The following is a 24,846-nucleotide window of genomic DNA, read 5'->3' on the forward strand; positions in this document are numbered from 1 at the left end:
CCACTCTCTTTAGAAAGTAGCTGTAAAAGTAAAAAAAGGCGATTACACAAGATTACGGGGTGGGGATTATATGTTGTGTCTAAACGTAGATCGTTATTAGAAGTGAGTAATCAATAATTACTCACTGAATTTAGCTAGCAAGTCTTACCGTTCGCAATAGTAACCAGGATCCGGTACTGGGAATTCAGGCAAACGTTCACAACCTTCAAACTGTACCTGTGGCGATTCGAAAAGAGGTGCGCTTCGATACTTACCTTTGACTGAAAAGCTACTCGGTGCCGTAATTACCCGAGGTTTTGGAGCAAAGTTTATGTCGAAACCATCCGCCACCGCTTCATAGGTCATAGCCCAGTTTGAAAATAATTGAGGGCTATTCAACCTATACATCGAGTCAGCTTTATATACATCAAACCATTTACGAGCCAAAATACTTTGACCTGACTTCAAAATGATAATAATACGGTTATCTTTAATGTGATTTATATTATATAAATTATTTATTTCAAAATCTAACTTGGGTGCATCTATATTTGAAAGGTTAATTCGGCCATATTGATCGAAAATTTCTGGTGCAAAAGTTTGAATAATTGAGTTGGATGAAGAGGAACCACCAATAATAACTTGGCATTGAATAGACACTCTGCCTTGAGCGTGCTCTGCATTCGCTGTCATTTTACATCCGGATTAGTGCAACTAATAAATTTGCAGCGATAATTGAGTTTCTAAATTTACAATTCATAAAATATCCTTTTTAATATGAAATTAGTACTGCAAGGAGGAGATTAGTTAATGTGTGCAAAAAGATCAATTTTAATTGTTGTTTTATTTTTTCTTATTAGTTCTGGTTGCACTTCAATAGGTCGAAGTGTTATGAGTAAATCATTGAAATATGAGTTAAAACTAGTTATCGACACAGAGTTGATAAATGTCAAAAAAATTGAAAGGAAATTAAAAAAAGGTGAGTACACGTTGACTTATGACTTTTATCCAAGTGATATTTCAATCAAGGATGACATTGATATGAATGTTGAAATTAATGGTATCAGTGCCGGTTACAAAATAGTGAGAGAAGAGCAGGCTCGGGCTCTCGACTTGAGCGGGCAGCTAACTCTCTTGATCCCCGGTTTTGCCGTGGATAAATCACTACTGACTTCCTACGCGATTTGGTTTTCCTCATTGGGTTCAGATGTCATTGTAATGGACTTGAAAAGCGTTGATGAAACTACATTTTCGTTTGGTAGCAAATTGGTCGACTACTATCCTGAATTATCGTCTAATTATAAGTCAGTCAATGTTATCGGATTTTCTATGGGCTTTCTACCGGCATTGCATATAGCTCAAAAGTATAACCCTAGTAATTTGATTGGTGTGGCACCATTTTTAATTAGGGAAGACTTAAATGTTGCTGCCTCAAAAACGGTTTCATATATTGAGTACTTGCCGCAAGGATTAATCGATAAGGTGATAGAGTCATATTTAATTGAAAATGATTTGCAAAAGTACTTCTCAGATGGACTTGAAGTTGTTAATTATTATGAAAATCTATTAGTAATTAATTCAGGTAAAGATGATGTACTTCCAGAGTCAAGCAAGTTGGTATTAAAAAATCACTGTGCACAACAGTTTTTTATACCTAATTATCAGCATCATTTACTTGCATCAACGCCGACAAATGAAACAACAAAGCTACTCGTACAATTTTTGGGAGATTTATCGCGTAGAGATAGGAATAAAGATTGTTCGAAAATATAAAAGGCTGATTGCTCAGCCTTTTATATTTTTATAGTAATTAGAACTTAGACGGCGCAGGAGGCACTGTCAGTGTTTTCTTCGGGCTATCTTTTAACTCTTTCAACAGCTCCTTCACTGCACGCTCGACAGAAGGGTCTTTACCGGCATGAACAAGCTCTGGTCTATCGATCACTTCGATATCAGGGCTCACACCCTCGTTTTCGATGATCCAATTGCCTTCGTTATCTAGAATTCGGAAGGTTGCAGCGATAACCTGACCTCCGTCAACAAGACTTGGATTACCCGAGATACCGATAAGGCCACCCCAAGTGCGAGTACCAATCAGTTTGCCAAGACCTGCCTGACGGAAGTAGTAAGGTAGGGCATCACCACCCGAACTTGAATAACCATTGATAAGCATGGCTTTTGGACCATCGTGGGCAAATTGTGGAGTTTTTGTTGGCTCAACACCACGGCGTTTCCAATAGTTAAGTGGCTTACGAGCAAGCCAAGTGATCATGTGCTCAGGGATAAAGCCGCCGCCGTTATAACGGTCGTCGATGATCAGCGCATCTTTGCTCGTTTGTGGCATAAAGTTCTTAAATAATGAACGGTTACCATCATAATGAGTATTTGGTAGGTGAACGTAGCCAATCTTACCGTTTGATAATTTATCCACGTAGTCAGCACGTGATTGAACCCATGCCATGTAACGCAAGCCTTGTTCGCTGGCAACAGGTTTTACCGTGGTTTTCCAGCTATCATCAGCGCTTGGTGATTTACTCAATACCAACTCAACTTGCTCGCCTTGGGTGTTTTCAAGTAGTTCGTAAAAGTTAACCACGTCTTTTACCGAGCGACCATTTACCGAGATGATGTAATCACCCTCATCGGCATTCACGCCGGTTTCATTGAGTGGTGAACGGTAGTCTTCATGCCAGTTCTCACCTTTGTAGATACGCTCAATTTTAACGTAGCCAGACTGATGAGCACTTATTTCTGCGCCAAGTAAACCATGCTTTTTGCGCTCGGCTGTTGGGGCATCACCAGATTGTACGTAGATGTGACCTGCGTTGATTTCACCCGCAATTTCACTAAGTACATAGTCTAAGTCGCTACGGTGTGCGACAGCGCTGGCAAGTGGTTGATACTTCTCCAAGATAGCATCCCAATCTTGACCATGGTGATGTTCGTCGTAGAACCAGTCGCGTAATGTGCGCCAGCCCTCTACATACATTTGTTGCCACTCAACTTTCGGGTCTATTTTCAGTGTCATCTTAGATAAATCAAGCTGACTGGCTTTTAAATCTTGCTTTGGCTTTGGTGCAATTACACTGAAGTTGTTACCAGCGCGAGCGATCAGGTGCTTACCACCAGCGGCAACTTTATAGCTGCTTACGCCTTCGGCAACGGTTTCTAGTTTGCTATCTGGTTCTGTGCCGAGGAGCTTTAACGCACCGCTTGTTAAGGTTAGTACGCCTCCTTCAACACCTGTGAGCGAACCGTAATTACCTGCTGGGGCTGAGAGTGATACAACCCGTGACATAAAGCCGTTGACCTCAATGCGATTTGCTTGTTTTTCGCTGTCCTTTTTCGTTTCATCGTCTGATTGAATGCTTAACTCATCACTTTCAAAGGCATTAAGCGGCTTGATCTGACTATTCACCGCAACGCTATAAATGCGCGTGGCATTATTAAACATATAATCAAATTCATAGCTGCTAAAGGTGAGGTTATAGTCGCGCTCAGAAGTGAAATAAATGTAGTTACCGTCAGGAGAGAAAGTCGGGTTACGCTCACTGGTCATGTTGTCAGTCAGTCGAGTGACCTTTTTATCCTCAGTGTTATAGTGCCAAAGCGAGGCGTAGCGGTTTTCATTGTTTTTAACAAAAACAATATCTTCACTGTTTGGCGACCAAGTATATTCAGTTAGACCATCTTCGTCGTATTTGGCGGTGTCAATTTTATGCATATCGCCAGATTTCGCATCAATCCACCATAGCGTGTGGTTTTTATCTGCGAAGAGTAGTTTGCTGTTATCAGCGGACCAAATTGGTGTAAAGCGCCAGATGGTACCATTGTCAGTTAACTGGATGGTTTTGTTGTTATTTGCTCTATCTTTGAGATAGATCTCATATTCACCTGTTTTATCGCTCATGTAGGCAATATAACGGCCATTCGGTGACCAGCTCGCTTCAATTTCACGGCCTTCTGGCGTGTAAGAAAGGTTGCGAGTTGGGCCCTGTTTTACTGGGACTGAGAATAACTCACCACGGGCAGTAAACAATGCACGCTTACCATCGTGTGATATATCCATAGAATCAATAAAGTCGCTAACGTTTTTACTATATGGCATGGCATATTGACGCACACCTGCTACATCGATTTTTAGCTTCTTAGCGGTCTTTGTCGCTTCCTCAAAGCGATATAAGTAACCGCCATTTTCGTAGACAATGGCATCTGGCCCAGCTGATGGCCAAAGCACATCAAAGTCTTTGTGGTCAGTCATTTTAACCGGTGACTTGCCATCGCGATATTTATAAAGGTTGAGCGTGTAGTCGCGATCAGACACAAAGTAAATACTGTCATTCACCCAAGTTGGTTGTTGATCGGTGGCTTTGTCAGTGGTGAGTTGTTTGGACGTATTGTTTTCAAGGTCGTAAATCCATACATCCTGAGCTCGACCACCACGAGAGCGCTTCCAAGTTCTAAACTCTCTGTCGATTGGTGTGTAAACATACTTGCTACCATCAGCGGAAAGCATACCACCACCCGTTTCTGGAATGGCCATCGGCTGCTCAAGTCCACCTTCTACTGGTACCATATACGGGCGACCCATACGTTTGCCCCATGGTGTGCGATTTGCTCTAAAAACGATATGTTTACCATCGGGTGTCCAGTCCATCACGCGATAGTCGAACCCACCGCGAGGAGGCATTTGACCAACATCGTTGTAGTAAGTGAGTTGCTTTAATCCTGAACCATCAGCATTGATCACATAGATTTGGCGGCTGCCATTATACTCGGCGGCAAAAGCGATTTTACTGCCATCTGGAGAGAACTTAGGGAAGGTCTCAAAACCAATATGGTCTGTTAGACGCTGACTTTTACCTGTGTTGGTATCTGCAATATATATGTCGCCAGCATATACAAAAGTGACTTTATCTTTGTGGATATCTGGAAAGCGGAGTAGGCGAGTATCTTCGGTCTGATACGCCGAAACAAAAGGCGCGGCTACCGCAGCAATGGCGAGCACGAGTGTTTTTATCTTCATCATAATATAGGCATTTCCGTTATTATTTTGATACATAATAACGATTGATAAGTGAAATGCACCCAATTTAGATGAGTAGCTTGTTTCAAAATGTGAAAAAACACCCCACCGCGGAGTGTGGTCGCGATGAGATGTTGAGTAGTTAGGGGAGGTACAGATGTACCTCAATCATGTGTTGATTTAGAACTGAGCAACAAAAGTTAGGTTACTTGTTTCACCGCCGTCTGTGTCAACAACACTGCCTTTAAGGTAGTAAGTGTCGTTGAAGAAGTATTTAGCTTCTACCCCTAAGTCTGAATCGTATGAACCTAGACCAAGCGCAAAGTTGCGAGTGAAGTAGTAGTTTGCAAATACGTTTGTTACTGAATCATCTTCAAAATCTGTATCAACACGGTTGTGCTCTACGTCGATTGTGAAGTAGCTTTCACCACCTACGTGCATGAAGTAACGTGCACTTAGGTTTAGGTAATCAAATTCGTCTTCAGTTTCAACAGTGAAACCAATGTAATCTGTAGAATTTAGTTCGTGGTTGTACTCAGCTTTGAACCAAGTTACGTCACCAATTTCAAACTCTTCGTGGCGAACGCTTAGTTTTAGGCTGTCGTTGTATAGGTAACCAAAACCGATAGAGTAATGGTCGTCAGCTTCGCCAAGATCAGCGATGCTACCTGTTACAAACCATTCTTTAGTGATGAAGCCTTCACCACGCGCTGAGAAAGCATTTGAATAATCATCGTTAAAGTAACTTACGCCTACATTGCTGTCCGTATCAAGGTAGCCAAAGTCATCCCATACGCCTACTGATTCTTGAGGTGCGAAGAAATAGCGAGAAGAAAGCATCAGTGCGCTGTTGTCAGAGCCATCAAAATCTGTGTAACTAGCGGCGTTGAACCACTCTTTTTGTACGTTACCAGTGTTAGCCTGAGCTGCTGCTGAAACAAGTAGTGAAACAGCTGCGATAGATAGTAGTTTTTTCATAGTCATCCCTTTAATTTCCATATATTGAGCTACATCGACTCAACGGCGCGCATGGTAGTATTAGAAATCTGAACGGAAGCTGACAATAATGAAAAAAGTTTGGATATTGGCAAAAAAGCTGAGACTTAATTATGCTTTTTGTTTATGAGATAAACATAAAGGAAGTGAAAATGAAAAATTCATTTCACGGTATATCAATAGGCACTGAGCGCTTTGGAGATAATATTTATCTCACACTTAAGCCTACAGGTAAACTCACTCATGAAGATTATGTTGTTATTACACCAATAATCGAGAGTGCACTGAAAGCGGTAACATCGCCTAAAATCTATGCATTTCTTGATGCGACTGATTTTGAAGGCTGGGAGCCAAGAGCCATGTGGGATGACTTCCAATTCGCCTTTGAGCATAGCACTGAATTTGCCAAAGTAGCAATATATGGCGGTAAAAATTGGCATCGACTTGCTGCAACAATAGGTAACTGGTTTGTTACTGGTAAAGTGAAGTATTTTGATGATAAAGAAGATGCACTGAATTGGCTTAAAGAGCGAGACTGACTAAAGTTGAATTAAATTCATGATTTTTGCATTGTGGCTCGAGATGCTAGTCACATCTGCAAAAAGTGGATTATTCAACCTATCATCAGTATAGTGAATTAACACCATTGGCTTTTGTCATAACGGCTTAGGAGCTTCGACTGTGAAAAAAATACTGATCACTGGTGCAAACCGCGGTATTGGACTTGCGTTAACTAAAACCTATCTGCAGGCTGGCTGGCACGTATTAGCAACTTGTCGAGACCCGCTTACTGCTTCAGAACTTAACTCTCTCGCGCCAACTTTTCCTGAGCTCCAAGTGTTTGCCTTAGATGTGACCAATTACGACCAGATGGAAGAATTAAGCGAGAAACTGGCGCCTGTAGCTATAGATATCGTTATCAACAACGCGGGTATATATGGGCCGAAAGACTATGCGTTTGGTGAAACCGATATAGAAGCGTGGCGAGAAGTTATGGAGGTTAATGTCTTTTCCACCATGCGACTTGCTGAACTATTTTACACCCATCTTTGCAACGGTAATGAAAAGGTTTTTGCGGCCATTTCCTCTAAGGTCGGCAGTCACACCATGAATACCAAAGGTGGCGGCTATATCTATCGCAGTTCGAAGGCTGCGCTAAACTCAGTGGTAAAGAGCTTGTCTAATGATTTACTGAGTGAGGGGATCCGAACTGTTGCGCTTCATCCTGGTTGGGTTCAAACGGAAATGGGGGGCCCCAACGCGTTAATTACCCCGGACGAGTCTGCAAATGGGATCTACTCCGTGTTATCACACTTTGTGGATGCACAAAGCGGTGGCTTTTACGACTATAGCGGTGACGCTATTCCTTGGTAATAAACTGACAACTAATCTGTGCTTACACGAGAAATAAAAAATTTTGGTTACTTAATGAGGAAGGTACGTTGCGTAGCGTCCACATAGTAGTAAAGGAATGTGCATACAGTGGTAGAAGTTCAAAGTTTAGTCTTCACGCGTCGTGATGGTGAAGTGAATCGAGCTGTATTAGATAAGCTTAGTCTCAGTATTGCTGCTAAAGAACAGGTCGCTATTGTTGGTGATAGCGGGTCGGGTAAAACGACACTTATCCATCTGATTGGTGGTTTGTTAAAGCCCGATAGCGGCAGTATTATTATTGATGGCCGGGATATTACTCAGTTTAATGATATTGAACAGGCGCTCTACCGTCGCAAGTTAGGGATGATATTTCAACACTATCAATTGCTTGCACCTTTATCCGTCTACGACAATATTGTTTTTCAAGCACAGCTCAATCAATTGAACCCAAAGCAAAGCGATGTTGATGCGCTGGCAGAGCGTTTGGGGATTTTACATAAATTAACGGCCTTGCCTCAGCAATTGTCAGGTGGTGAGCAGCAGCGAGTTGGTATCGCACGTGCCATGATCAACAAGCCTAAGTTATTGCTGGCCGATGAGCCGACGGGAAACTTAGATGCTGCGAAAAGCGAAGAAGTGGTATTACTTCTGCGTGAGCTGTGTGAAGAGCAAGGCGTTAACTTGCTTATGGTTACACACAGCCAACACCTTGCTGACAGCCTAGATAGAAAAATCACCATTCAAAACAACCGTGCTTATGGCTAAAACGATGGAACGGCTGAGCGCGTTATCAGAAATTAGGCTGGTACTCACGGTGTTTATGCAGTTCTATAAAAGGCATCTTTGGTTGTTTTTGTTATTCGTTTTTGGCTTATCTTTGGGTAGTGCTTTACTTGGCTCAATTCAAGGACTAAATCAAGAAGCAACAGATCGCTATCAGCAAACTAGCGCACTTATTAACAATCCAATTAGTCACTTTGTTCGGCCAAGCGTAGGCGGCGAGATGTTGACTGGCGATGTATGGACGGCGCTTCGAAACGCAGGAGTCGTATCTGCTGAGCCTGTTTTGGAAGGCGTGCTTACCCTGCCGAACGGGAACAGGCTCCGGATCAAAGGAGTTAATACTTTGCAATGGCTGTCTCTACCTAAAGTGCAATCACAGGGAGATAAGTCAGGCAATCAAACTGCACCATTACAATTTGGATTTAATACAATTTACGTATCTGAGGAGATGGCTCAACATTTGTCGCTCGGTAGGCATGAGGTGATCAAGCTTCTTGATACGGATGTACACTTCGTTGTTTTATCGGACCTGACTGGTGATACCGCATTAGCCGATATTGCATTAGTTGACCATTTACTGAATTCATCAGGTCAAATTAGTTATATAGAGATCTCAAATGCAGTATTGGATGAGGCAAAAGTTAGGCAGATTTTAGGTGATAAAGCACAGCTGCAAAGTGCACAAGCGCAGTCTTTCGACTCGTTGTCGAAGGCGTTTTTCTTCAACCTGCAAGCGCTTGCATTCCTAGGCTACGTGGTTGGCGCTTTTTTAAGTTTTAACGCTATAAAGCTTTGTCTGCACGCAAGAAAAAAACTACATCAGCAACTCACACTACTTGGATGTATTCAAGCAAATGTAGTCGCAGCGGTAGTCATTGAGGTGCTCGTCTTAAGCTTGATTGCTGCATTGGTGGGCGCAGGTGTGGCTTTCCTAGGGGCGAACTTATTGGTGAGCGAGATCTCTATGGCGTTAGAGAGCCTATTTGCATTAGATAGGCGTTTACCGGTTAATTTCAGTTGGTTAGTCGTGCTGCAAGCATTTGTGTTAAACCTTTTGGTACTTGCAAGTGTGGCATATTGCCAAGTAAAGCCTCTTACTTTTTATAAATCTTGGCAGAGTAAAATAGTGAGTGGAAGTCTATTGGTTACGGCCGCTGGGTATTTTTATCTTGGTAGCGAAGCGCCATTTCATGCGCTTGGGTTGTGCGTTTGCTTACTGTTGCTCTTTTTTATGATAACACCAGTGGCACTGTGGGCTGCGTTTAAAGGTATTCCAACTCAGCATCCATTAGTCAAATGGATGAAAGCAGACAGTGTCGAGCAGATCAGAGTACTTGCAATCAGTGTTTATGCCGTGTTGCTTGCGGTTGGCACTTCCGTAGGGTTGCAAATTATGGTGAGCAGTTTTAGTTCAGCTTTGCAGATCCATTTAGATGGTCGCCTTAGCGCAGATCTATATGTGCGGCCCAGTGAAGTCTCTGATGTGCAATATCAATGGCTCTTAAGCCAAAAGGATATTGAAAAGGCCGGTGTATTTTGGCGTGCAGAGATAAGTTATGGCCTGGGCTCACATCAACAAGGCACTCAATCAGCGAGCTTGATAAGCTTCGGTCGCTCTGGCGAACATCACTACAATCTTACGCTGCTTGCGGGAGCTGTACCTAATAACGAAGTGCTTTACTATGATGCGAATAAAAATGTGAGTGGGTGCCTTGCCAACGAGCCAAGCAAATTATTGTATGGCGTAAAGTTGGGTCAGCGTATTCGTTTGCAACAAGGCAAAAAGCATATTAACTGTGAGATAACGGGTTTTTATTACGATTATGGCGAACAGCGCGCGGTGTTCGTCGCTGTTAGTGACGCAATTGAAAACGCCGGGCTTAACTATGAAGCATATGGTTTTTCAATTGTTCTAAAGCCAGATATTGATACCGCTTTATTTAAGCAAAAGGTCATGCAGCAATTCCATTTAAACGACTCACAAGTGGTTCAAAATCAGCGCTTTAAACAATACGCTACGCGTTTGTTTGAACATACGTTTTACGCAACGCACGCGTTAAATTTAATGATAGTTGCTATCGCGCTATTTGGGTTGTGGGTATCATTACTGACTCTCGGCGCTAAGCAAATTCAACCTTTGGCCATCTTAAAAACATTAGGCGTTACCACTTGGCAAGCATTTGCTATTAAATTAGGGCAGAGCGCTGTTATTCTGCTTGTGAGTTTAGTGTTGGCGACGATACTCGGGGGAATGCTCGGGTGGATATTACTTAAATTTGTGATGCCAATTGGCTTCGGTTGGACGATCCCTTTTCTATTACCTTATCTTGAGATCGCGGTCTTTATCACCCTCATTTTTAGTTTAGCTTTGCTGGTTAGTGTACTACCTCTACTCAAACTGAGTCGTCACGATACTGCGGATCTGTTGTATGAAGACTAATTATCTTATCGTTTTATTACTGTTAATGGTGGGAGTCGGCTGCACTCCGGAGCTGTCAGAAGCACCTGCTTCAAAACGTGATTTTTTCAATCTTCAGTCGGGCGATCCGGTCTCTCCCGTATATCGGTTAAGTTTTCCGCGTGATCACGGTAGCCATCCTGATCAAGGCATTGAATGGTGGTATGTTACTGCAAACTTAAAAAGTGATTCAGGGCAAGAATTTGGTGTTCAATGGACGTTATTTAGAACCTCAGTTGTCAGCGTTCAATATGTCAGTCCATGGTGGGATGGTGAGTTATACTTTGCGCATTTTGCAATTCAAGATAATACCAGGCACCAATCCTTCGAACGATACGGAAGAGCAGGGCAAGTAAAAATTCAAGCTGACCCATTTATCACGCAATTAGATAACTGGCATTTGCGCAGCGCGACGGAAACATTTTTTCCGTTAACGCTTCATGCTGAGGAAGAAAAAAACAGTGTTAATTTAACACTGAGAAAAAGTCCGATAGTGCTACATGGGAACAATGGCTACAGTGAAAAAACGTCCGACGGCCACGCTTCCATGTACTACAGCTATCCTTTTTTAAGCGTCTCTGGTGAGCTTACTTTTCAAGGTGACACACATCAAGTCAGCGGTGACGCGTGGCTCGATAGGGAATGGTCTTCCTCGTTTATCAGTAAGGCACAAAGCGGCTGGGATTGGTTTAGTATTCGAGGTCAAGACAGATCGAACGGCGCACTAATGGTATTTTGCATTCGTGATAGCCAACAAGTCTACAAAGATTGCCGAGGCACTGAAATTACAGCTGAGGGTAGCGCGACAGAAATAGCGCATAAGGATATTCAATTAAGTGTTTTGGAGCAGGTTTCATTAGATGGAGTAAGCTATCCATTTAAATGGCAACTACGGCTAAAGCACAGTCCTGTTATTCTGATCGAAAGTATCAATCGTGATGCGAGAAACCAGCTGACTATCCCGTATTGGGAAGGAAGAGTAAAAGTGTCCGGTGGCTATACCGGTGAAGGGTACGCTGAGCTAGTCGGATACGAATAGCCCGCATTGGCTATACCGATTAACTTGTACCTATATTGTCTTTAAGCTTCCTAGTGAGATAGTATTAGCCCACATTAAACATGAATTTATCCTGAAATCTTGTTTTAACAGCGATTTTTTCTGTCAAACTCAGTCCTAGAAAGCTAGACTCTAGGAATATCTTACTATCCGTGTTGCTATGTTAAATACGTTTTTTGTAACCGATCCCGCACCAGAGTTGCTACTCAACGGAACTTATGATGCTACGCTTGTAGCGTTATCTGTGCTTGTGGCTGTTATCGCCTCATTTTTTACGCTTATCCAGATCGACTTTGCTGAGCAAAACCAAAATAGCCGTATAAATCGACTCGCAAAATTTGGCGGTGCTGTGGCCATGGCTGGTGGTATTTGGAGTATGCACTTCATTGGCATGTTAGCGTTCTCACTTTGTGTTGAAGTGGACTACGATCCTTGGCTTACTGCGGCGTCCATCTTCCCCGCTTTCTTAGGTTGTTGGGTTTCGTTTGATTTGATAACTCGACCAAATGTCACACTTGCAGTAAAGGGGCTCGCCGCGGTCATTTTGGGGGCGGGCATTGGCACCATGCACTATAGCGGTATGGAAGCCATGCAGCTTGGCCCTATGCTGGGTTACGACCCCGCACTTTTTGGTTTATCAATTGTTGTCGCTGTGTCACTTGCCTTCATCGCAATTCAAGCGAGAAGTAAACTGCGTGATTATGTCAGTGATAACAATATCAGTGTTGTAAGATGGCTAGGCGCTTTGGCACTCGGGGCATCGGTGTCAGGAATGCATTACACGGGCATGCAGGCGGCAAAATTTGTATCTGACTCACCAATTATCAGCCAAGAAATGCAAGAGCAGCATACTCAATCGCTTGCATTGTTTATTGCTGCTGTCAGTATGATCATTAGCGCTTTATCTGCGCTTATTCATACCGCGAGCAAGTACCGCTCAGTGGCTGCAGACAAAGCCGCTAATGAATCTAGGCTTGCGGCTATCCTAGAAACAGCCGTTGATGGGATCATCACTATCAATGGTGATGGTATCATTAAAAGCTGTAACCCGTTAGTTGAACGAATTTTAGGATGGTCTGAGCGAGAAACGCTTGGTCGCAATGTTGCTGTGTTTTTACCTAAAGAAGCGCAAACGAAAGTATCATTCGACAGCACTTACCTTGAACAATTTAAGGGGGTTGGCCGTGAAATCAAGGCGCTACACAAGCACGGGCATCTGGTACCTATTCGGCTGGGAATAGGAGAGGTTGAGTTAAAAGACCAAAGCGCGTTTTATGTGGGTTTTATCACTGACTTAACAGCGCAAAAGCAAATGGAAGAAGCACTGATTGAGCAGGAAGCGCGTCATCGGACGCTGCTAAATAACATGCCTGGCGTGGCATTTCGTTGCCGGATTGATAGCAAATGGACGATATCGTTCGTAAGTCCCATTGTCGAGCAGCTTACAGGCTACCGAGCAGAAGAATTTATTTCTGGGCAAGTTCATTTTGCCAGCTTGATTATTGAAGATGACAAAAGCTTAACGCACGATGTGGTTGAGCAAGCACTGCAATGCGGCAAAGCGAGTTACTCGCAGGAATATCGAATATTACACAAATCAGGCCATACCAAGTGGGTGCTGGATAAAGGTTCATTTGAATACGATCAAGCGGGTAAAGTTGAGGGCATTGCGGGCGTATTACTTGATATTAGCGAGCGCAAGAACATGGAAGACGAACTACGTGGTGCAAAAAGCATTGCTGAAAGCGCAGCAGCGTCCAAGCAAGCGTTTTTAGCGAACATGAGTCATGAAATTCGCACACCGATGAATGCCATTTTAGGATTTAGTGAAGTACTGAGAGAGTCTGAGCTGAAGCCTGATCAAAGTAAGCATGTAAATACGATACTTACGAGTGCAAAGGCGCTACTGCACTTGCTTAACGATATTTTAGACTCCGCTAAGCTGGACCAAGGCAAGCTCGACCTGATTGAGAATGATTTCTGTATTTCTGAGCTACTCGACAACGTGGTATCGACGTTTTGGTATCAAGCAAAGAAAAAGGGCTTAAAACTAGAGCTCACGATGAGTCACAGTTTGCATCAAACTTATCATGGTGCTTCCGACCGCTTACGGCAGGTATTGGTAAATTTATTGGGTAATGCCATTAAATTTACTGCACAGGGTTGTGTAGAGCTTAGCGTTGAGTCCTCTCATGACAATTATGTACTGTTTAAAATTGCGGACACAGGTATAGGGATTGCCAACGATAGACTAGATTCAATTTTCAATCCCTTTGAACAGGCCGATGAGAGCATGAGTCGCCGCTTTGGTGGTACAGGCCTTGGGACGACCATTAGTCGCCAGCTAGTCGAGTTAATGGGTGGAAAAATATGGGCTCACAGTGAGCTTGGAAAAGGGTCTACTTTCTACTTTACCGTGCCTCTTAAGAAAATCGCGGCATTCACAATAGCGCAAGATGTTCATGTCGAACTTCCCCCACTAAATATCTTGGTTGCCGATGATATTCAACAAAATACCGAATTGTTGAGCTTATTACTTGAAAAGCAAGGTCATAGTATAGAGGTCGCAGGAGATGGGCTTGAGGCGACGCGCACTATCAAAGCATATGAACGAGAAAATAGGCAACAAGAGACACCGGTAATCGCCCTCACCGCGAGTGTGTTAGGCGAGGATAGAGCGGCTGCAAAAGCTGCAGGGATGGCTGCATTTGCCTCAAAACCAGTGGTGATAGAAGATTTAACTCGCACTATTGCTGAAACGCTCAATATCAATATTGCTCATACGGCGATTGGAGTAAGGCAAACCAGCAACAAGCAGCTTATAAATAGAGCTAGAGCGATAAATTTGTGGGGCAGTGAAGCTCGATTTTTAAAAGAATTGGCGCGTTTTTGGGATGGTAAAAGAGAAGAAGTGGTAGCGCTTTTTGCCCACGAAGGTCAGTTTACGAATGATGTACTACAGAATATTCACACCATCAAAGGCGTTGCTGGAAACTTGGCGTTGGAGACACTTTTTGCTCTGCTTGAGCAAATAGAGGGTAAGAAGGAAATTGACGAGCGCTTGAGAGCTAAAATGGCGCTCATTATTGAAAAACTAGACGACGTGGTTGGACTGAGTGATGAAGAAGTTGTAACCAACGCGTTGAGTGAGGGCGACGTTTTTTTGTTTAAGCAAAACTTGCCACAAGTAAAAGAGATGATAGATGAGGCGCAAGTCGAGGATGATGTGCTTGACGCATTGTTAGAGAGTGCGCCCCTTACGTACCGAAGCCAGGTAGAGGCGTTGAAACATGCATTGGATGATTTTGAATTTGAACGTGCGGAGGAAATTCTCGCACAATTAATGAGTACTGATGTGTAATGATAAATGACCACAAGCCTCTGATCCTAGCCGTTGACGATGAAGCAACGAATCTCCAAATTTTAAAGCAAACGCTGGGTAATCAGTATCGTATGAAGTTTGCAAAGTCTGGAAAATTGGCGCTGGAGCTAGTAGATAAGGAACTACCTAACTTAATTTTACTCGATGTTATGATGCCTGAAATGACAGGTTTTGAAGTCTGCTCCAAATTAAAAGAAGACCCTACCACAGCGAGGATCCCGGTGATTTTTGTGACTGCCTTGAGTGAAGAGTTTGACGAAGCTCGAGGCTTTGAGTTAGGTGGTGTTGATTACATCACAAAGCCTATCAGCCCTGCGATAACTAGAGCGCGAGTGAAGACGCACTTGTCTTTAGTCAGTGCTACTGAGCTTAAAAGTGCATACGTTGAACTGATGCAGCGGCTCGGTCAGGCGGCGGAATACAAAGACAATGAAACAGGCCAGCATATTGCGAGAATGAGCCGCTACTGCTTTGTGCTTGCTAAAGCTTGTGGTTTACCGGAAGCGTATGCAGAAGATTTGATGCTCGCCGCCCCGATGCACGATATTGGCAAGGTCGGTATTGCCGACAGCATTTTGCTGAAACCTGGACGTTTAGATGCCGAAGAATATGAGGTGATGAAACAACATGCTGAGCTGGGTGCAAACATACTTGCGGACTCTGATTCAAAACTCGTCAAGCTTGCATATTTAATGGCGATGGAGCACCACGAGAAATTTGATGGAAGCGGTTATCCAAAAGGATTAAAAGGGGAAGAAATCTCACTTGAAGGACGGATCTGTGCGCTTGCGGACGTGTTTGATGCGCTTACTTCAAAGCGCCCATATAAAGAGGCTTGGCCTATCGAAAAGGCATTGGCCTTCATTCATTCTGAAAGTGGTAAGCACTTTGACCCAAAATTAGTTGAATTGCTCGATGAAAACCTACCAGAAATCCTAAAGATTAAAGCGCAGTATGACTAATCCCCTGTGCGTGGTAGACATTATTCTCAATTTCCCATTGATGAAATTGAAAACGGTGTTTACCAATCAGCGCCAGGCCCAGTTTTTCGTAAAATCGATTTGATTCGTTCTCGACCCAAGTATAGAGCCAGTACCGCTCGCCAAGTTTGTCTACCATATGAGAAAGTAACCGCCGACCTATCCCACATCCTTGAAACCGGCCTAGCACATAGAGTCTCTCTACTTCAAAGCCAAGATCTTGCTGGTGGTATCTCGAGTGACGGTTAGCTTGAATATAACCTTGTATCGCACCTTGATGCGTTGCGATGTAAATGCTGATCTCTTCTTGCTGTAGCAAAGATATAAAGTAGGTTTCTGTAAAGGTAGAAAGCGCATATTCTGCGTATTCTTGTCGGAGTCCTTGGACTGCATAGGTATCGAGCCAAACCTGAATCGATAGCGCGGCAAGCTTTAATGCATCAGAGGGTACAGCTGGGCGAATTGTGGCGTTGGGCATTACGTTACCTTATCCATTATTTGCGCATATTGGTAATACGCTAGTTGGCCCACTCTTCTTAATTGTGGCATTGGAAATTTAGGCAGCGGCTTTGTATAGATGGGTAAATCAGGCACTTTATGACCCATTAATTTTTCAGCAAGACGAATGCTTGCCTGAGCACTAAATGCCACACCTGAGCCACAATATCCGAGCACATATCCAGTGTTATTTTCACTGTAGATATGGGGGAGATCATCAAGTGCGGCGGCAATATAGCCACTCCAGAAGTAATGAACTTTAGCATTGAGGTTAGGAAAGCAATCGTTAAGCGCTGAACGCAAGTTGTGTTGGTATTTTGCGTTATCCTGATCGTGGCCAAACACCGCACCTCGTCCACCGAACAAAATGCGATTGTCGGGAAGGCGACGATAGTAGTATTTAAGCCGTCTGGTATCCATGACGACTTGCTCTGTCATTAAGCCATTGACAGCAAGTTGCTCATCGCTGAGTGGTTCAGTCACGATTATACTACTTAAAATAGGCAAGTAGCGCCCTTGAGTTAACGGTGAAAACTGTCGCTGAGCATAGGCATTCGCTGCGATCACTACCTTATTTGCTGAGACTTTGTGGCCGTTCACTTCGAGCTGGTGGTTGCCATTTTGGTTCTGGTGGCGGGTGACCAGGCTGTTTTCATAAAGTTGCACACCAGCTTGCTGTGCTAAAGCCTTGTAACCTAGTAACAGCTTCAAAGGGTGAACACCAAACGCGTTGTCAAATCGCAATGCGCCAAACCCTTGCTGGTTGTGCATATAGGTTTCGGTCAGTTGTTGCTGAGACAGTAACTGATGGCTCTTGCTACCCATGGTTGCAGTGAGAAATTCGGACTGCGCTTTTAGTAGCGAAAATGCTTGCTGATTGTGTGCAACTTTCAAATAGCCAGATGCTTGCACGTTGCAATCAATGTGATTGGCGTCGATATGTTCACGGACCAAAGCAACGGCGTTGTTGTACTCTTGATATATGGCTTTACTGACATCCAGACCATACTTTTTGGCCAGTTGCGCATAACCAAGCCTTCCCGTACTTGGTAGCACAAATCCCGCATTTCTCGCGCTCGCGCCAAAGCCAACTTGATTGGCTTCAAATAGGGCAACGCTTTGGTGATGAGTGGTTGCCAAATGGTAGGCGGTAAGTAAGCCCGTAAAACCACCACCGATCACAGCGATATCTACTTGTAATGATTTATCTAGCGAAGGGGTGGGGGTACCTATAGGGCAGGTTGCAGCCCAGTAGCTATTGGCAAAAGCTTGGCCTTGGCAATGTGGCTGAGTGAGTGGATCAAACCCTGACATCTTAAAACTCCAATACCATTTCTGCTGCTTGGCAATGGCATTCAGTACCACAAATAGTACAGACATAGCCGTGATAGATACAGTCGTCTAACCACTTATCATCATGGACTTTAATCAGTTTGCCACCGGCCTTAGTGAAGTATTTAACGGCACCGTTACCTGGGCTTTGTTTCCAAAGATGTGCAACGCCAGCTCTCGCGCCTTGTTGTGTTAATGCTGTTATTGCGTGTTTTAGTAATTGGGGTCCAATACCTTGGCCCTGTGCGTTCGGTGATACCGCGATACATTTAAAATATGCCATATCATTTTGATCAACAGGCCACAAAGACGGTGAACTCCACCTATCTATAGGCCATTGTCCGGCGCTATATGATGTTCTAAAACCGAGTAATTCGCCTTCATCGTTTAGGGCAACAAAGGAAGCATTAATACCGTTTTTACAGCCTTTTTGGTGCATTTGTTCAATGCTTGCGTCATCAAGATAATTATCACCATGAACGAGATTACCAAGTGCGATAACACGCTCGAAATGTTCTGGTTGTAAAGGAATAATTTTCATAGGCTGCTCTATTGTTGTTATTTACTGTGAGGCGTTTTGACTAGCATATCACGTTAGATTATGTACCAAAAACGCTAAGGTTCATCGATTTGAGTAAACGTTATTACATATGTTGTAAGAATAAAAAGTGAACAAAATTTGACAGCGGTGTCATTTTGTTAATAATTGTTGAATTGATGAGTCTCATTATTAACAACAACATGTAAAGGAAAAGTATGAATACTCTAAAACTAGCGACTGCAGTTTCGCTTGCCATAACGGCAAGTCAAGTAATGGCCATGAGTCCGCAGCCCGATCCACAAAACCCGAGTGGTTATATTGTTTCTCGAATAGAATTGAAGAATGCCGAGAGCGCGAAAACCAACAACCCTATGTATGCTATTTGGTCTAAAGCACTGGAAACAAGAGATAATACAGTTGTAGAGGCAATTTCGCCGGGCCTTGCCAGTAACCCTGATAATGTAAAAAGAGCTGAGCGGGTATTTGGTCAAACTCAGTGGCAATTTCTTACGCAAATGGCGGCGCTTGAATACACCTACACGCGTTTTTTACGTGCCATTGGTAAGTTTCCCGCATTTTGCGGCGACTATACTGATGGCCGAGACGCCGATGCAATTTGTAAACGCTCTATTGTGACTGCTTTTGCGCATTTTGCCCAAGAAACAGGGGGGCATATTGCCAAAGACAACACTTCTGATAACCCTCTCGGGTTAGAAGAATGGCAACAAGCTTTGGTGCATGTGCGTGAAATGGGTTGGTCAGAAGGACAAGTTGGTTATACCACAGGGTGTGGACAAAATGACTGGCAAAACCGCCGCTGGCCATGTGGGGCGGGACAAGGATATTTTGGCCGAGGCGCTAAGCAGCTTTCATATCACTTCAACTATGGTGCATTTAGTGAAGTCATGTTTAACGGTGATGCAACGGTGTTATTAAACAATCCGGGCTTAGTGGCTGACTCTTGGCTAAATTTAGCGTCTGCAATTTGGTTTTTCTTAACGCCGCAAGCGCCAAAACCTGCAATGTTACACGTTATTGATAGAACTTGGACGCCATCCTTGCGTGAAAGTGAGGCGGGGATTGGTTATGGCTTTGGTACCACGATTAATATTATCAATGGCGGTATTGAGTGTGGCGCGCAAAATAAAGACAAGGGCCAGCCCGTTAACCGCATTCGTTATTGGGAAGGGCTTTCGCATTATTACAACATCACGATTGAAGCCGATGAAGAAAACACCTGTTGGCAGCAAACACCATACGGAAGCTTAAATCTTGACGGCGCAACTGATGTCCTCTACACCAACTGGGAAGGTGATTGGGCTTACTATGCAGATCGCCCCGGAGGATATTCATTTGAGTGTAAACTCGTGGGGTATCAAACGGCTTATTCAGCGCTTGTACCAGGAGACTACGAGAAATGCGTGACAAACTTTTATCAATCACACGCAAGCTGGCCTGAAGTACGAGTTGTCGATGATTTACCAACCAATCCTACCGAACCGCCTGTTGACGGTGTACCCGCTTGGGATGCCGACAAGGTTTACTTAAAAGGTGATAGAGCGAGCTACAATGGTGTGATCTACGAAGCCAAGTGGTGGACTAAAGGCAATATACCTGCTGCCGATGGCTCTGGCCCTTGGTTGGCTGTTAACTAGATAGTGTTGGCGGGTTTCCCGCCTCTATTCTTAATAGATTTATTTTTTCCTAAAACTCACCTTGTATTACTTTTAGTTCTATTTATTTTTTAAAAACACCCCGTCTTATTACTACTGAAATTTTATTGTTATTTATTTAATTTTTTGTTTTTATTAATTGTTTTTTGATGGTTTTTGGTTTTTTTATAGTTTTTAATATTTAAAAAACTGTATGTTGTGTTTTTCAAGTTTTTGAAAAAAATTCCCAAATTTGTTCTTTGTTTCGCTTAATTGAGTTTTTATTGATGTACATTTTGTTGTTTTTTATATGTAACTTCGTTGTGGCTAAGGTGCTAGGATGGGATTCCCTTTTGCTCACAGATTAACCAAAGAGTAACTCCGTCCTAAAATCACCTTTCCAATCTGTTCTTCTTCGTTTCGCAGCTAAACGGTCTTTTTACCTTGATGTTGCGCAACTTGTTGAAATAAGGCTAGCCCATTATCAACATCAAATGCACTAACCACATTTAGCGCATTGTACACATTGTCTTTCCAGCATCCTCGAAGCATCTATCAATTGCTATGTGTGGCTTTTGAGGTGCTTCTCGACGAGAATTAATCCATTTTAACAGTGCCTCGAGTAAAGTATCTGCATCTAATGCTCTGATTATATTAGCAACACAATGACGTTTTGGAATGTCATTTTCAAAGGAACAATGATGCCTTAGCCAATCCAGTTGCAGCTCACCAAACTTTTGAATTGATTTCCATCCGTCAGCGCCACTAAATATGGCAATCAAAGTTAATATGTTGACAAGACCATTACATCAGGTTCTTTAATATTAACATCAGTTCTAGGGTCTTCAATCCAGCCTAAATGTGCAATGATGCTCATTGTAACGACCTAAAAAATTGCGATGCTCAATCAGATCATAAAAGCCCAATACTCGTCAATTTACAGTTCGCTCCCGTCCTGAGTAGCTAATTAGGACTTTGTACTAATTTGTTACGTTATAGTGCCTGTTTGACAATCCATGATATAGTCTCTAAGAAAATTTTTGTTAATTTGTTATGGTTGAATATTTTGCTTAGTAGGCAAAATATAATGTATCGAGCACCATTCTAAGGATAGGTTTTATGGTTAAAATAACAGGTACTTTATTTGCCGTTTCGTCTTTGTTATTTATTTCTGGTTGCGGTGGAGGGAGTGATTCAAATGATCCTATACCGGATCCAATTAAACCGCCACCAGATCCAGTTATAGTTGAGCCCGATCCCAGTGTGTTTATGGACGCAATTGAACAGCAGGGCAAACAGTACGTCGCAGATGCAATCGAAGTAATGACCTCGCAAGGCATAAACTGTACAGATACGACAGCGACCCATGAAATGTGCGATATCGTTAATGTAAAGTTTAATGATGGTGTGTTTGATCAATCTCGGACAAAATCATCGCAAACATTGCTAGTTTTAGATTATGGAATGGACTTTCATACGGCGCTTAGATACCGCTCTCGAGTCAAGGCTGCGTTTAAATATGACCCTCAATCCAAAACTTTTATCGCGGATAATCCAGAGGTAAACCTTTCAAAGCTGGGAGTTAAACTATTAACAGAGGTCAATCAGTTTACCTTTACGAATGAAAAATTTGACTCTCCGCAGCCTGCATTTCTACCCGCCGCGTGGTTATCTGATCTCGCTATTAAATATAGGGCAGTAGTGCCTGCTGATAAAGCAGATAGAGTCACGAAGCGTAATTTTAATAGTCACGGCACTAAGGTATTTGGTTATCTTGCTCAGCATAACCCTGAGGCAGAGTTTGTTGCTATTGATACTGAGTCTTTCTCACCTTTTATTCAGCATAAAAACGCGCTCTGTGCGCAAGATGTCAGTGAATTTTCTCGTTTCATGACCAGTGCAGCAAGCTCGTTAACTGCTGATATTATTGAAGCGAACGAAGTTGAATTTATTAACTATTCGGGCGGCTTTACGCTGCAAGATGTGTATATCGCATGGCAGCAGAATGCGTGTTCGGGAGAGCTGAATAACGCAAAAGCTACAGAGTTTTTATATGCTTTGAAGCCTGTTTATGAGGCAATATTTAGCTCACCCAGCGCGCTTGCATTTCATGCTGGTAACATTGATGCTGTGACAAGCAATGATGACTTGGATCTCATGCAATTTAGCAATCGAATTCGGGTTTATCAGTATTCAACTTCAGCAAAAAACACGACAATTCAGCCATTTGGAAAATCTGAGTGGCAACAGGTTTATATAGAGCAGCCAGACAGTTTTGTGGGCAATGAAAGCATAGATTTGTATATTAATGTCGGCTATGACCCATACGACAGCACGGCAAAAAATAGTACGCCTAAAATGGAACCTGATGTACTTGGTATGCGCTATGGTGTAGAGCAAGCCTTGTATGGCTCCTCTTGGACAACACCAGTTGCAACATCATACGCGATAAATGAGCAGGTCAAGCTTGCTACTGAAACGGGTGTGAGCACTTTTGACCCTCAGGTGTTAAAAACAAGACTACTACCAGACTCTTGTAATGATTCTGGCGGCTATCAAGGAAACGAGACGCTCGCTAAGTTTATTGAACAAGGGCAGGGGATGTGCCGTATTCAGGACCCATTGCGTCACCGAGCTGATGAGCTCAACCGTATTGGATATTTAAGCCGATAATCGACTCGCTGTAATAATGTAAAAATGAATCGAAGTCGCATATTGTTGTGTACTTCGATTCATTACCTTAATTTCAGCTAATATCATAAACTCCAATTGAAGCCCCTTGGTATGCGCGCTAAAATAGTGTTTTAGCAATAATCGAGACCATATCGTGTCTGTAACTCGCTCGTTAGTCCAAACTCTGTCTGAGTGCATTGAACATGTGCTAGATACTTCTCTTCATGCCGATAAAGCATTAACTCAATTACTACAGAACAACCCTCAGTGGAGCCTTGATGAAAGGCAGTATGTGGTGAGTAACTATTACCATATCTTCCGCTTTAAACGGTTACTGGCTTACCTACTTGAGCATGAAGAAATGCCGCTAGATGGCTTTGGCTACTGGTTAACTTGCCAAGTTGTTACAGCGCAGCCGCTTCCAGAGTGGGTGGATACCGAGCGTTATAATCTGGAAAAGCTGCAAAGCTTAATTGAGCAGGCGCCTCAAGCTGTTCGCTTATCTTTACCAGATTGGTTAAACGAGGTTGCGAATGAGCAACTGGGTGAGCAGTGGCCTGCGGTTGCATCCGCGCTAAATCAAAGTGCTCAACAATATTTGCGAGTCAATAGCCTAAAAAGCGATATTGCGACAGTAACAGATTCTCTGGCAAAAGAAGGGATCAAGGTTTCACAGGTTGCGCTTGATTCTCATGTCGCGCTAAAAGTTGAGTCCAATAGCCATCTGTTCCGCTCTCAAGCATTTCAGGCGGGTTGGTTTGAAATGCAAGATGCAGGTTCTCAGCAAATCGTGCCTTTTTTAGAAATACAGCCCGGTCATAAAGTGGTTGATGCCTGTGCAGGCGCTGGTGGTAAGAGTTTGCATATAGCGGCGCTAATGGAGAATAAAGGTCGCTTGTTGTCTATGGATATCCATGAACATAAGCTTGAAACGCTGAAACAACGAGCGAAACGTGCTGGTGTGCATGTTGCTGAAACGCGCGTTATTCAAAACAATAAAACCATTAAGCGCCAAAAAGAGAAGTTTGATCGCGTGCTATTGGATGTGCCGTGCTCTGGTCTGGGTGTATTAAAGCGGAATCCAGATGCAAAGTGGCACTTGAATTCGCAAAATTTAGACACACTTATTGCTTTGCAAACCAATATTCTAGCGCGTTACAGTCAAATGTGTAAGGTGGGCGGCAAACTGGTGTATGCAACTTGTTCAATTCTTCCTTCTGAAAATGAGCAGCAGGTTGAACGCTTTTTGGCAAATAACCCCAATTGGCAGATAGAAGACTCACTACGTTTACTTCCAGGAGTAAATTCAGAATTTGACGGTTTTTACGCCGCACGATTAGTAAAAAATAGTTAGGAAACAAGATGAACCCAATCATTGCATTACTTAAAGAGCACAATATTTCGGATGAACAGATCCAAGCGGTATTTACCCAGCTGACTGAAAATCCAATGATGGCGATGGCGACTATTCAGCAACTAGGAATTCCACCCGAAAAGCTTCAACAGTTGATGGGCTTGGTAATGCAAAATCCTGCATTGATCAAAGAAGCAGTTAACGAATTAGGTCTTGATTTTGAAAAGGTTGAGGCTGCAAAAGCACAGCTAAAACAGTAACATTAATGGCTAGGGCTAGACAAACTCAGGCTTGTCTAGCCCTAGCTAAATAACTCACATACAGATCAAATTTTGTGAGTAAAACCACTGTATACCCCAAATAAAAATGTGAGAATAAAAGAAAATAGTGACGAGCCTATTGCATAGGCTAGGACTGCCTTACCCCAATTTCTCCACTTTACCAACTCATGTTCCGCCATTTTATAGTTAAGTATTATGCTGTACAAACCAGAAAATAAGAGCGAAAAAATTGCGTAAAGCTGCTCGCCGAAGATACCAAGCATTAGTGGAATTGAGAATAGCAGGACGCTTAAGGTTAGAATGAGTAGGTGTCCTATAGCGTACTCCAGCATTGTGTAGGGCACAGAGCGATACACTAGCTTAGAGGCTAATCCGAGTAAAAATGCCAGGATAAAGACGCGATAAACATGAGTTGCCTCATAAAGTGCGATTTCAGATTGCCATTTGAGCTGATCTTTCGATTCCAAAAGTTGACTGCTG

At 43.1% G+C, this 24,846-nt stretch carries 18 protein-coding genes; 12 read left to right on the forward strand and 6 right to left on the reverse strand.

The window, feature by feature from the left end; genetic code table 11:
* Positions 1 to 144: 144 nt before the first annotated feature.
* Positions 145 to 672, reverse strand: coding sequence for a hypothetical protein (locus ABMY45_RS04845; RefSeq protein ID WP_349288507.1), 528 nt, complete (start codon positions 670 to 672; stop codon positions 145 to 147).
* A gap of 198 nt (positions 673 to 870) precedes the next feature.
* Here ABMY45_RS04845 and ABMY45_RS04850 point away from each other — a divergent pair, with 198 nt between their 5' ends.
* Positions 871 to 1,752, forward strand: a complete 882-nt coding sequence (locus ABMY45_RS04850) for an alpha/beta hydrolase (protein ID WP_211865132.1) — start codon at positions 871 to 873, stop codon at positions 1,750 to 1,752.
* Positions 1,753 to 1,789: 37 nt separating this feature from the next.
* Here the strand turns inward: ABMY45_RS04850 and ABMY45_RS04855 are convergent, their stop codons facing one another.
* Positions 1,790 to 5,041, reverse strand: a complete 3,252-nt coding sequence (locus ABMY45_RS04855; RefSeq protein WP_349288508.1) for a PDZ domain-containing protein — start codon at positions 5,039 to 5,041, stop codon at positions 1,790 to 1,792.
* A gap of 144 nt (positions 5,042 to 5,185) precedes the next feature.
* The gene (locus tag ABMY45_RS04860) at positions 5,186 to 5,983 is read right to left on the reverse strand and encodes a putative porin (protein WP_349288509.1); all 798 of its coding nucleotides are present in this window, start codon (positions 5,981 to 5,983) and stop codon (positions 5,186 to 5,188) included.
* 170 nt (positions 5,984 to 6,153) lie between these two features.
* On the opposite strand from ABMY45_RS04860, the gene ABMY45_RS04865 reads away from it, so the two are divergent.
* The 7 genes from ABMY45_RS04865 to ABMY45_RS04895 all read left to right on the forward strand — a co-directional run bounded on the left by ABMY45_RS04865 (position 6,154) and on the right by ABMY45_RS04895 (position 16,017).
* Complete coding sequence (locus ABMY45_RS04865; protein ID WP_174169524.1) at positions 6,154 to 6,540, forward strand: STAS/SEC14 domain-containing protein; 387 nt, start codon at positions 6,154 to 6,156, stop codon at positions 6,538 to 6,540.
* 142 nt (positions 6,541 to 6,682) lie between these two features.
* Positions 6,683 to 7,375, forward strand: a complete 693-nt coding sequence (locus ABMY45_RS04870) for an SDR family oxidoreductase (protein ID WP_349288510.1) — start codon at positions 6,683 to 6,685, stop codon at positions 7,373 to 7,375.
* A 108-nt stretch (positions 7,376 to 7,483) separates the two neighbouring features.
* A complete protein-coding gene (locus tag ABMY45_RS04875; protein ID WP_010603737.1) occupies positions 7,484 to 8,140 on the forward strand; it encodes an ABC transporter ATP-binding protein in 657 nt (218 codons plus the stop codon).
* A gap of 4 nt (positions 8,141 to 8,144) precedes the next feature.
* Complete coding sequence (locus ABMY45_RS04880; RefSeq protein WP_239422741.1) at positions 8,145 to 10,598, forward strand: ABC transporter permease; 2,454 nt, start codon at positions 8,145 to 8,147, stop codon at positions 10,596 to 10,598.
* The gene (locus ABMY45_RS04885; RefSeq protein WP_206472503.1) at positions 10,588 to 11,655 is read left to right on the forward strand and encodes a lipocalin-like domain-containing protein; all 1,068 of its coding nucleotides are present in this window, start codon (positions 10,588 to 10,590) and stop codon (positions 11,653 to 11,655) included. Before ABMY45_RS04880 ends, ABMY45_RS04885 begins: the two co-directional genes overlap by 11 nt.
* Before the next feature lie 178 nt (positions 11,656 to 11,833).
* Positions 11,834 to 15,034 carry an MHYT domain-containing protein gene (locus ABMY45_RS04890; protein ID WP_349288511.1) on the forward strand — a complete coding sequence of 1,067 codons (3,201 nt, stop codon included), beginning with the start codon at positions 11,834 to 11,836 and terminating at the stop codon, positions 15,032 to 15,034.
* A complete protein-coding gene (locus ABMY45_RS04895) occupies positions 15,034 to 16,017 on the forward strand; it encodes an HD domain-containing phosphohydrolase (RefSeq protein ID WP_017217673.1) in 984 nt (327 codons plus the stop codon). The genes ABMY45_RS04890 and ABMY45_RS04895 overlap by 1 nt, the downstream gene beginning before the upstream one ends.
* Here ABMY45_RS04895 and ABMY45_RS04900 read toward each other — a convergent pair.
* Genes ABMY45_RS04900 through ABMY45_RS04910 form a run of 3 tightly spaced genes read right to left on the reverse strand, consistent with a single transcriptional unit; the run spans position 15,998 to position 18,406 of the window.
* Positions 15,998 to 16,513 carry a GNAT family N-acetyltransferase gene (locus ABMY45_RS04900; protein ID WP_010603732.1) on the reverse strand — a complete coding sequence of 172 codons (516 nt, stop codon included), beginning with the start codon at positions 16,511 to 16,513 and terminating at the stop codon, positions 15,998 to 16,000. The genes ABMY45_RS04895 and ABMY45_RS04900 overlap by 20 nt on opposite strands.
* Positions 16,513 to 17,847, reverse strand: a complete 1,335-nt coding sequence (locus tag ABMY45_RS04905) for an FAD-dependent oxidoreductase (RefSeq protein WP_349288512.1) — start codon at positions 17,845 to 17,847, stop codon at positions 16,513 to 16,515. The genes ABMY45_RS04900 and ABMY45_RS04905 overlap by 1 nt, the downstream gene beginning before the upstream one ends.
* Before the next feature lies 1 nt (position 17,848).
* On the reverse strand, positions 17,849 to 18,406 hold the full coding sequence (locus ABMY45_RS04910) for a GNAT family N-acetyltransferase (protein ID WP_102058401.1): 558 nt from the start codon (positions 18,404 to 18,406) through the stop codon (positions 17,849 to 17,851).
* A gap of 215 nt (positions 18,407 to 18,621) precedes the next feature.
* Between ABMY45_RS04910 and ABMY45_RS04915 the strand changes: the two genes are divergently transcribed.
* The 4 genes from ABMY45_RS04915 to ABMY45_RS04930 all read left to right on the forward strand — a co-directional run bounded on the left by ABMY45_RS04915 (position 18,622) and on the right by ABMY45_RS04930 (position 24,345).
* Complete coding sequence (locus ABMY45_RS04915) at positions 18,622 to 20,061, forward strand: chitinase (protein ID WP_349288513.1); 1,440 nt, start codon at positions 18,622 to 18,624, stop codon at positions 20,059 to 20,061.
* A gap of 1,116 nt (positions 20,062 to 21,177) precedes the next feature.
* Positions 21,178 to 22,731: a hypothetical protein gene (locus ABMY45_RS04920; protein WP_227387703.1), complete on the forward strand. Its 1,554-nt coding sequence runs from the start codon at positions 21,178 to 21,180 to the stop codon at positions 22,729 to 22,731.
* A 154-nt stretch (positions 22,732 to 22,885) separates the two neighbouring features.
* Positions 22,886 to 24,085 carry an RsmB/NOP family class I SAM-dependent RNA methyltransferase gene (locus ABMY45_RS04925; protein WP_349288514.1) on the forward strand — a complete coding sequence of 400 codons (1,200 nt, stop codon included), beginning with the start codon at positions 22,886 to 22,888 and terminating at the stop codon, positions 24,083 to 24,085.
* Positions 24,086 to 24,093: 8 nt separating this feature from the next.
* Positions 24,094 to 24,345, forward strand: a complete 252-nt coding sequence (locus tag ABMY45_RS04930; RefSeq protein WP_010369956.1) for a DUF2999 family protein — start codon at positions 24,094 to 24,096, stop codon at positions 24,343 to 24,345.
* The last annotated feature ends 501 nt before the right edge of the window (positions 24,346 to 24,846 follow it).

It is taken from the genome of Pseudoalteromonas sp. XMcav11-Q (assembly GCF_040104525.1).
Lineage (GTDB): Bacteria > Pseudomonadota > Gammaproteobacteria > Enterobacterales > Alteromonadaceae > Pseudoalteromonas.

Excerpts from the sequence above, each read along its gene's own strand:
- ABMY45_RS04915 (WP_349288513.1), top strand. The coding sequence starts at position 18,622 with ATGAATACTCTAAAACTAGCGACTGCAGTTTCGCTTGCCATAACGGCA.
- ABMY45_RS04880 (WP_239422741.1), top strand. The coding sequence starts at position 8,145 with ATGGAACGGCTGAGCGCGTTATCAGAAATTAGGCTGGTACTCACGGTG.
- ABMY45_RS04920 (WP_227387703.1), top strand. The coding sequence starts at position 21,178 with ATGGTTAAAATAACAGGTACTTTATTTGCCGTTTCGTCTTTGTTATTT.
- ABMY45_RS04860 (WP_349288509.1), bottom strand. The coding sequence starts at position 5,983 with ATGAAAAAACTACTATCTATCGCAGCTGTTTCACTACTTGTTTCAGCA.
- ABMY45_RS04910 (WP_102058401.1), bottom strand. The coding sequence starts at position 18,406 with ATGAAAATTATTCCTTTACAACCAGAACATTTCGAGCGTGTTATCGCA.
- ABMY45_RS04865 (WP_174169524.1), top strand. The coding sequence starts at position 6,154 with ATGAAAAATTCATTTCACGGTATATCAATAGGCACTGAGCGCTTTGGA.
- ABMY45_RS04855 (WP_349288508.1), bottom strand. The coding sequence starts at position 5,041 with ATGTATCAAAATAATAACGGAAATGCCTATATTATGATGAAGATAAAA.
- ABMY45_RS04890 (WP_349288511.1), top strand. The coding sequence starts at position 11,834 with ATGTTAAATACGTTTTTTGTAACCGATCCCGCACCAGAGTTGCTACTC.
- ABMY45_RS04850 (WP_211865132.1), top strand. The coding sequence starts at position 871 with ATGAGTAAATCATTGAAATATGAGTTAAAACTAGTTATCGACACAGAG.
- ABMY45_RS04895 (WP_017217673.1), top strand. The coding sequence starts at position 15,034 with ATGATAAATGACCACAAGCCTCTGATCCTAGCCGTTGACGATGAAGCA.
- ABMY45_RS04900 (WP_010603732.1), bottom strand. The coding sequence starts at position 16,513 with ATGCCCAACGCCACAATTCGCCCAGCTGTACCCTCTGATGCATTAAAG.
- ABMY45_RS04885 (WP_206472503.1), top strand. The coding sequence starts at position 10,588 with ATGAAGACTAATTATCTTATCGTTTTATTACTGTTAATGGTGGGAGTC.
- ABMY45_RS04930 (WP_010369956.1), top strand. The coding sequence starts at position 24,094 with ATGAACCCAATCATTGCATTACTTAAAGAGCACAATATTTCGGATGAA.
- ABMY45_RS04905 (WP_349288512.1), bottom strand. The coding sequence starts at position 17,847 with ATGTCAGGGTTTGATCCACTCACTCAGCCACATTGCCAAGGCCAAGCT.
- ABMY45_RS04845 (WP_349288507.1), bottom strand. The coding sequence starts at position 672 with ATGACAGCGAATGCAGAGCACGCTCAAGGCAGAGTGTCTATTCAATGC.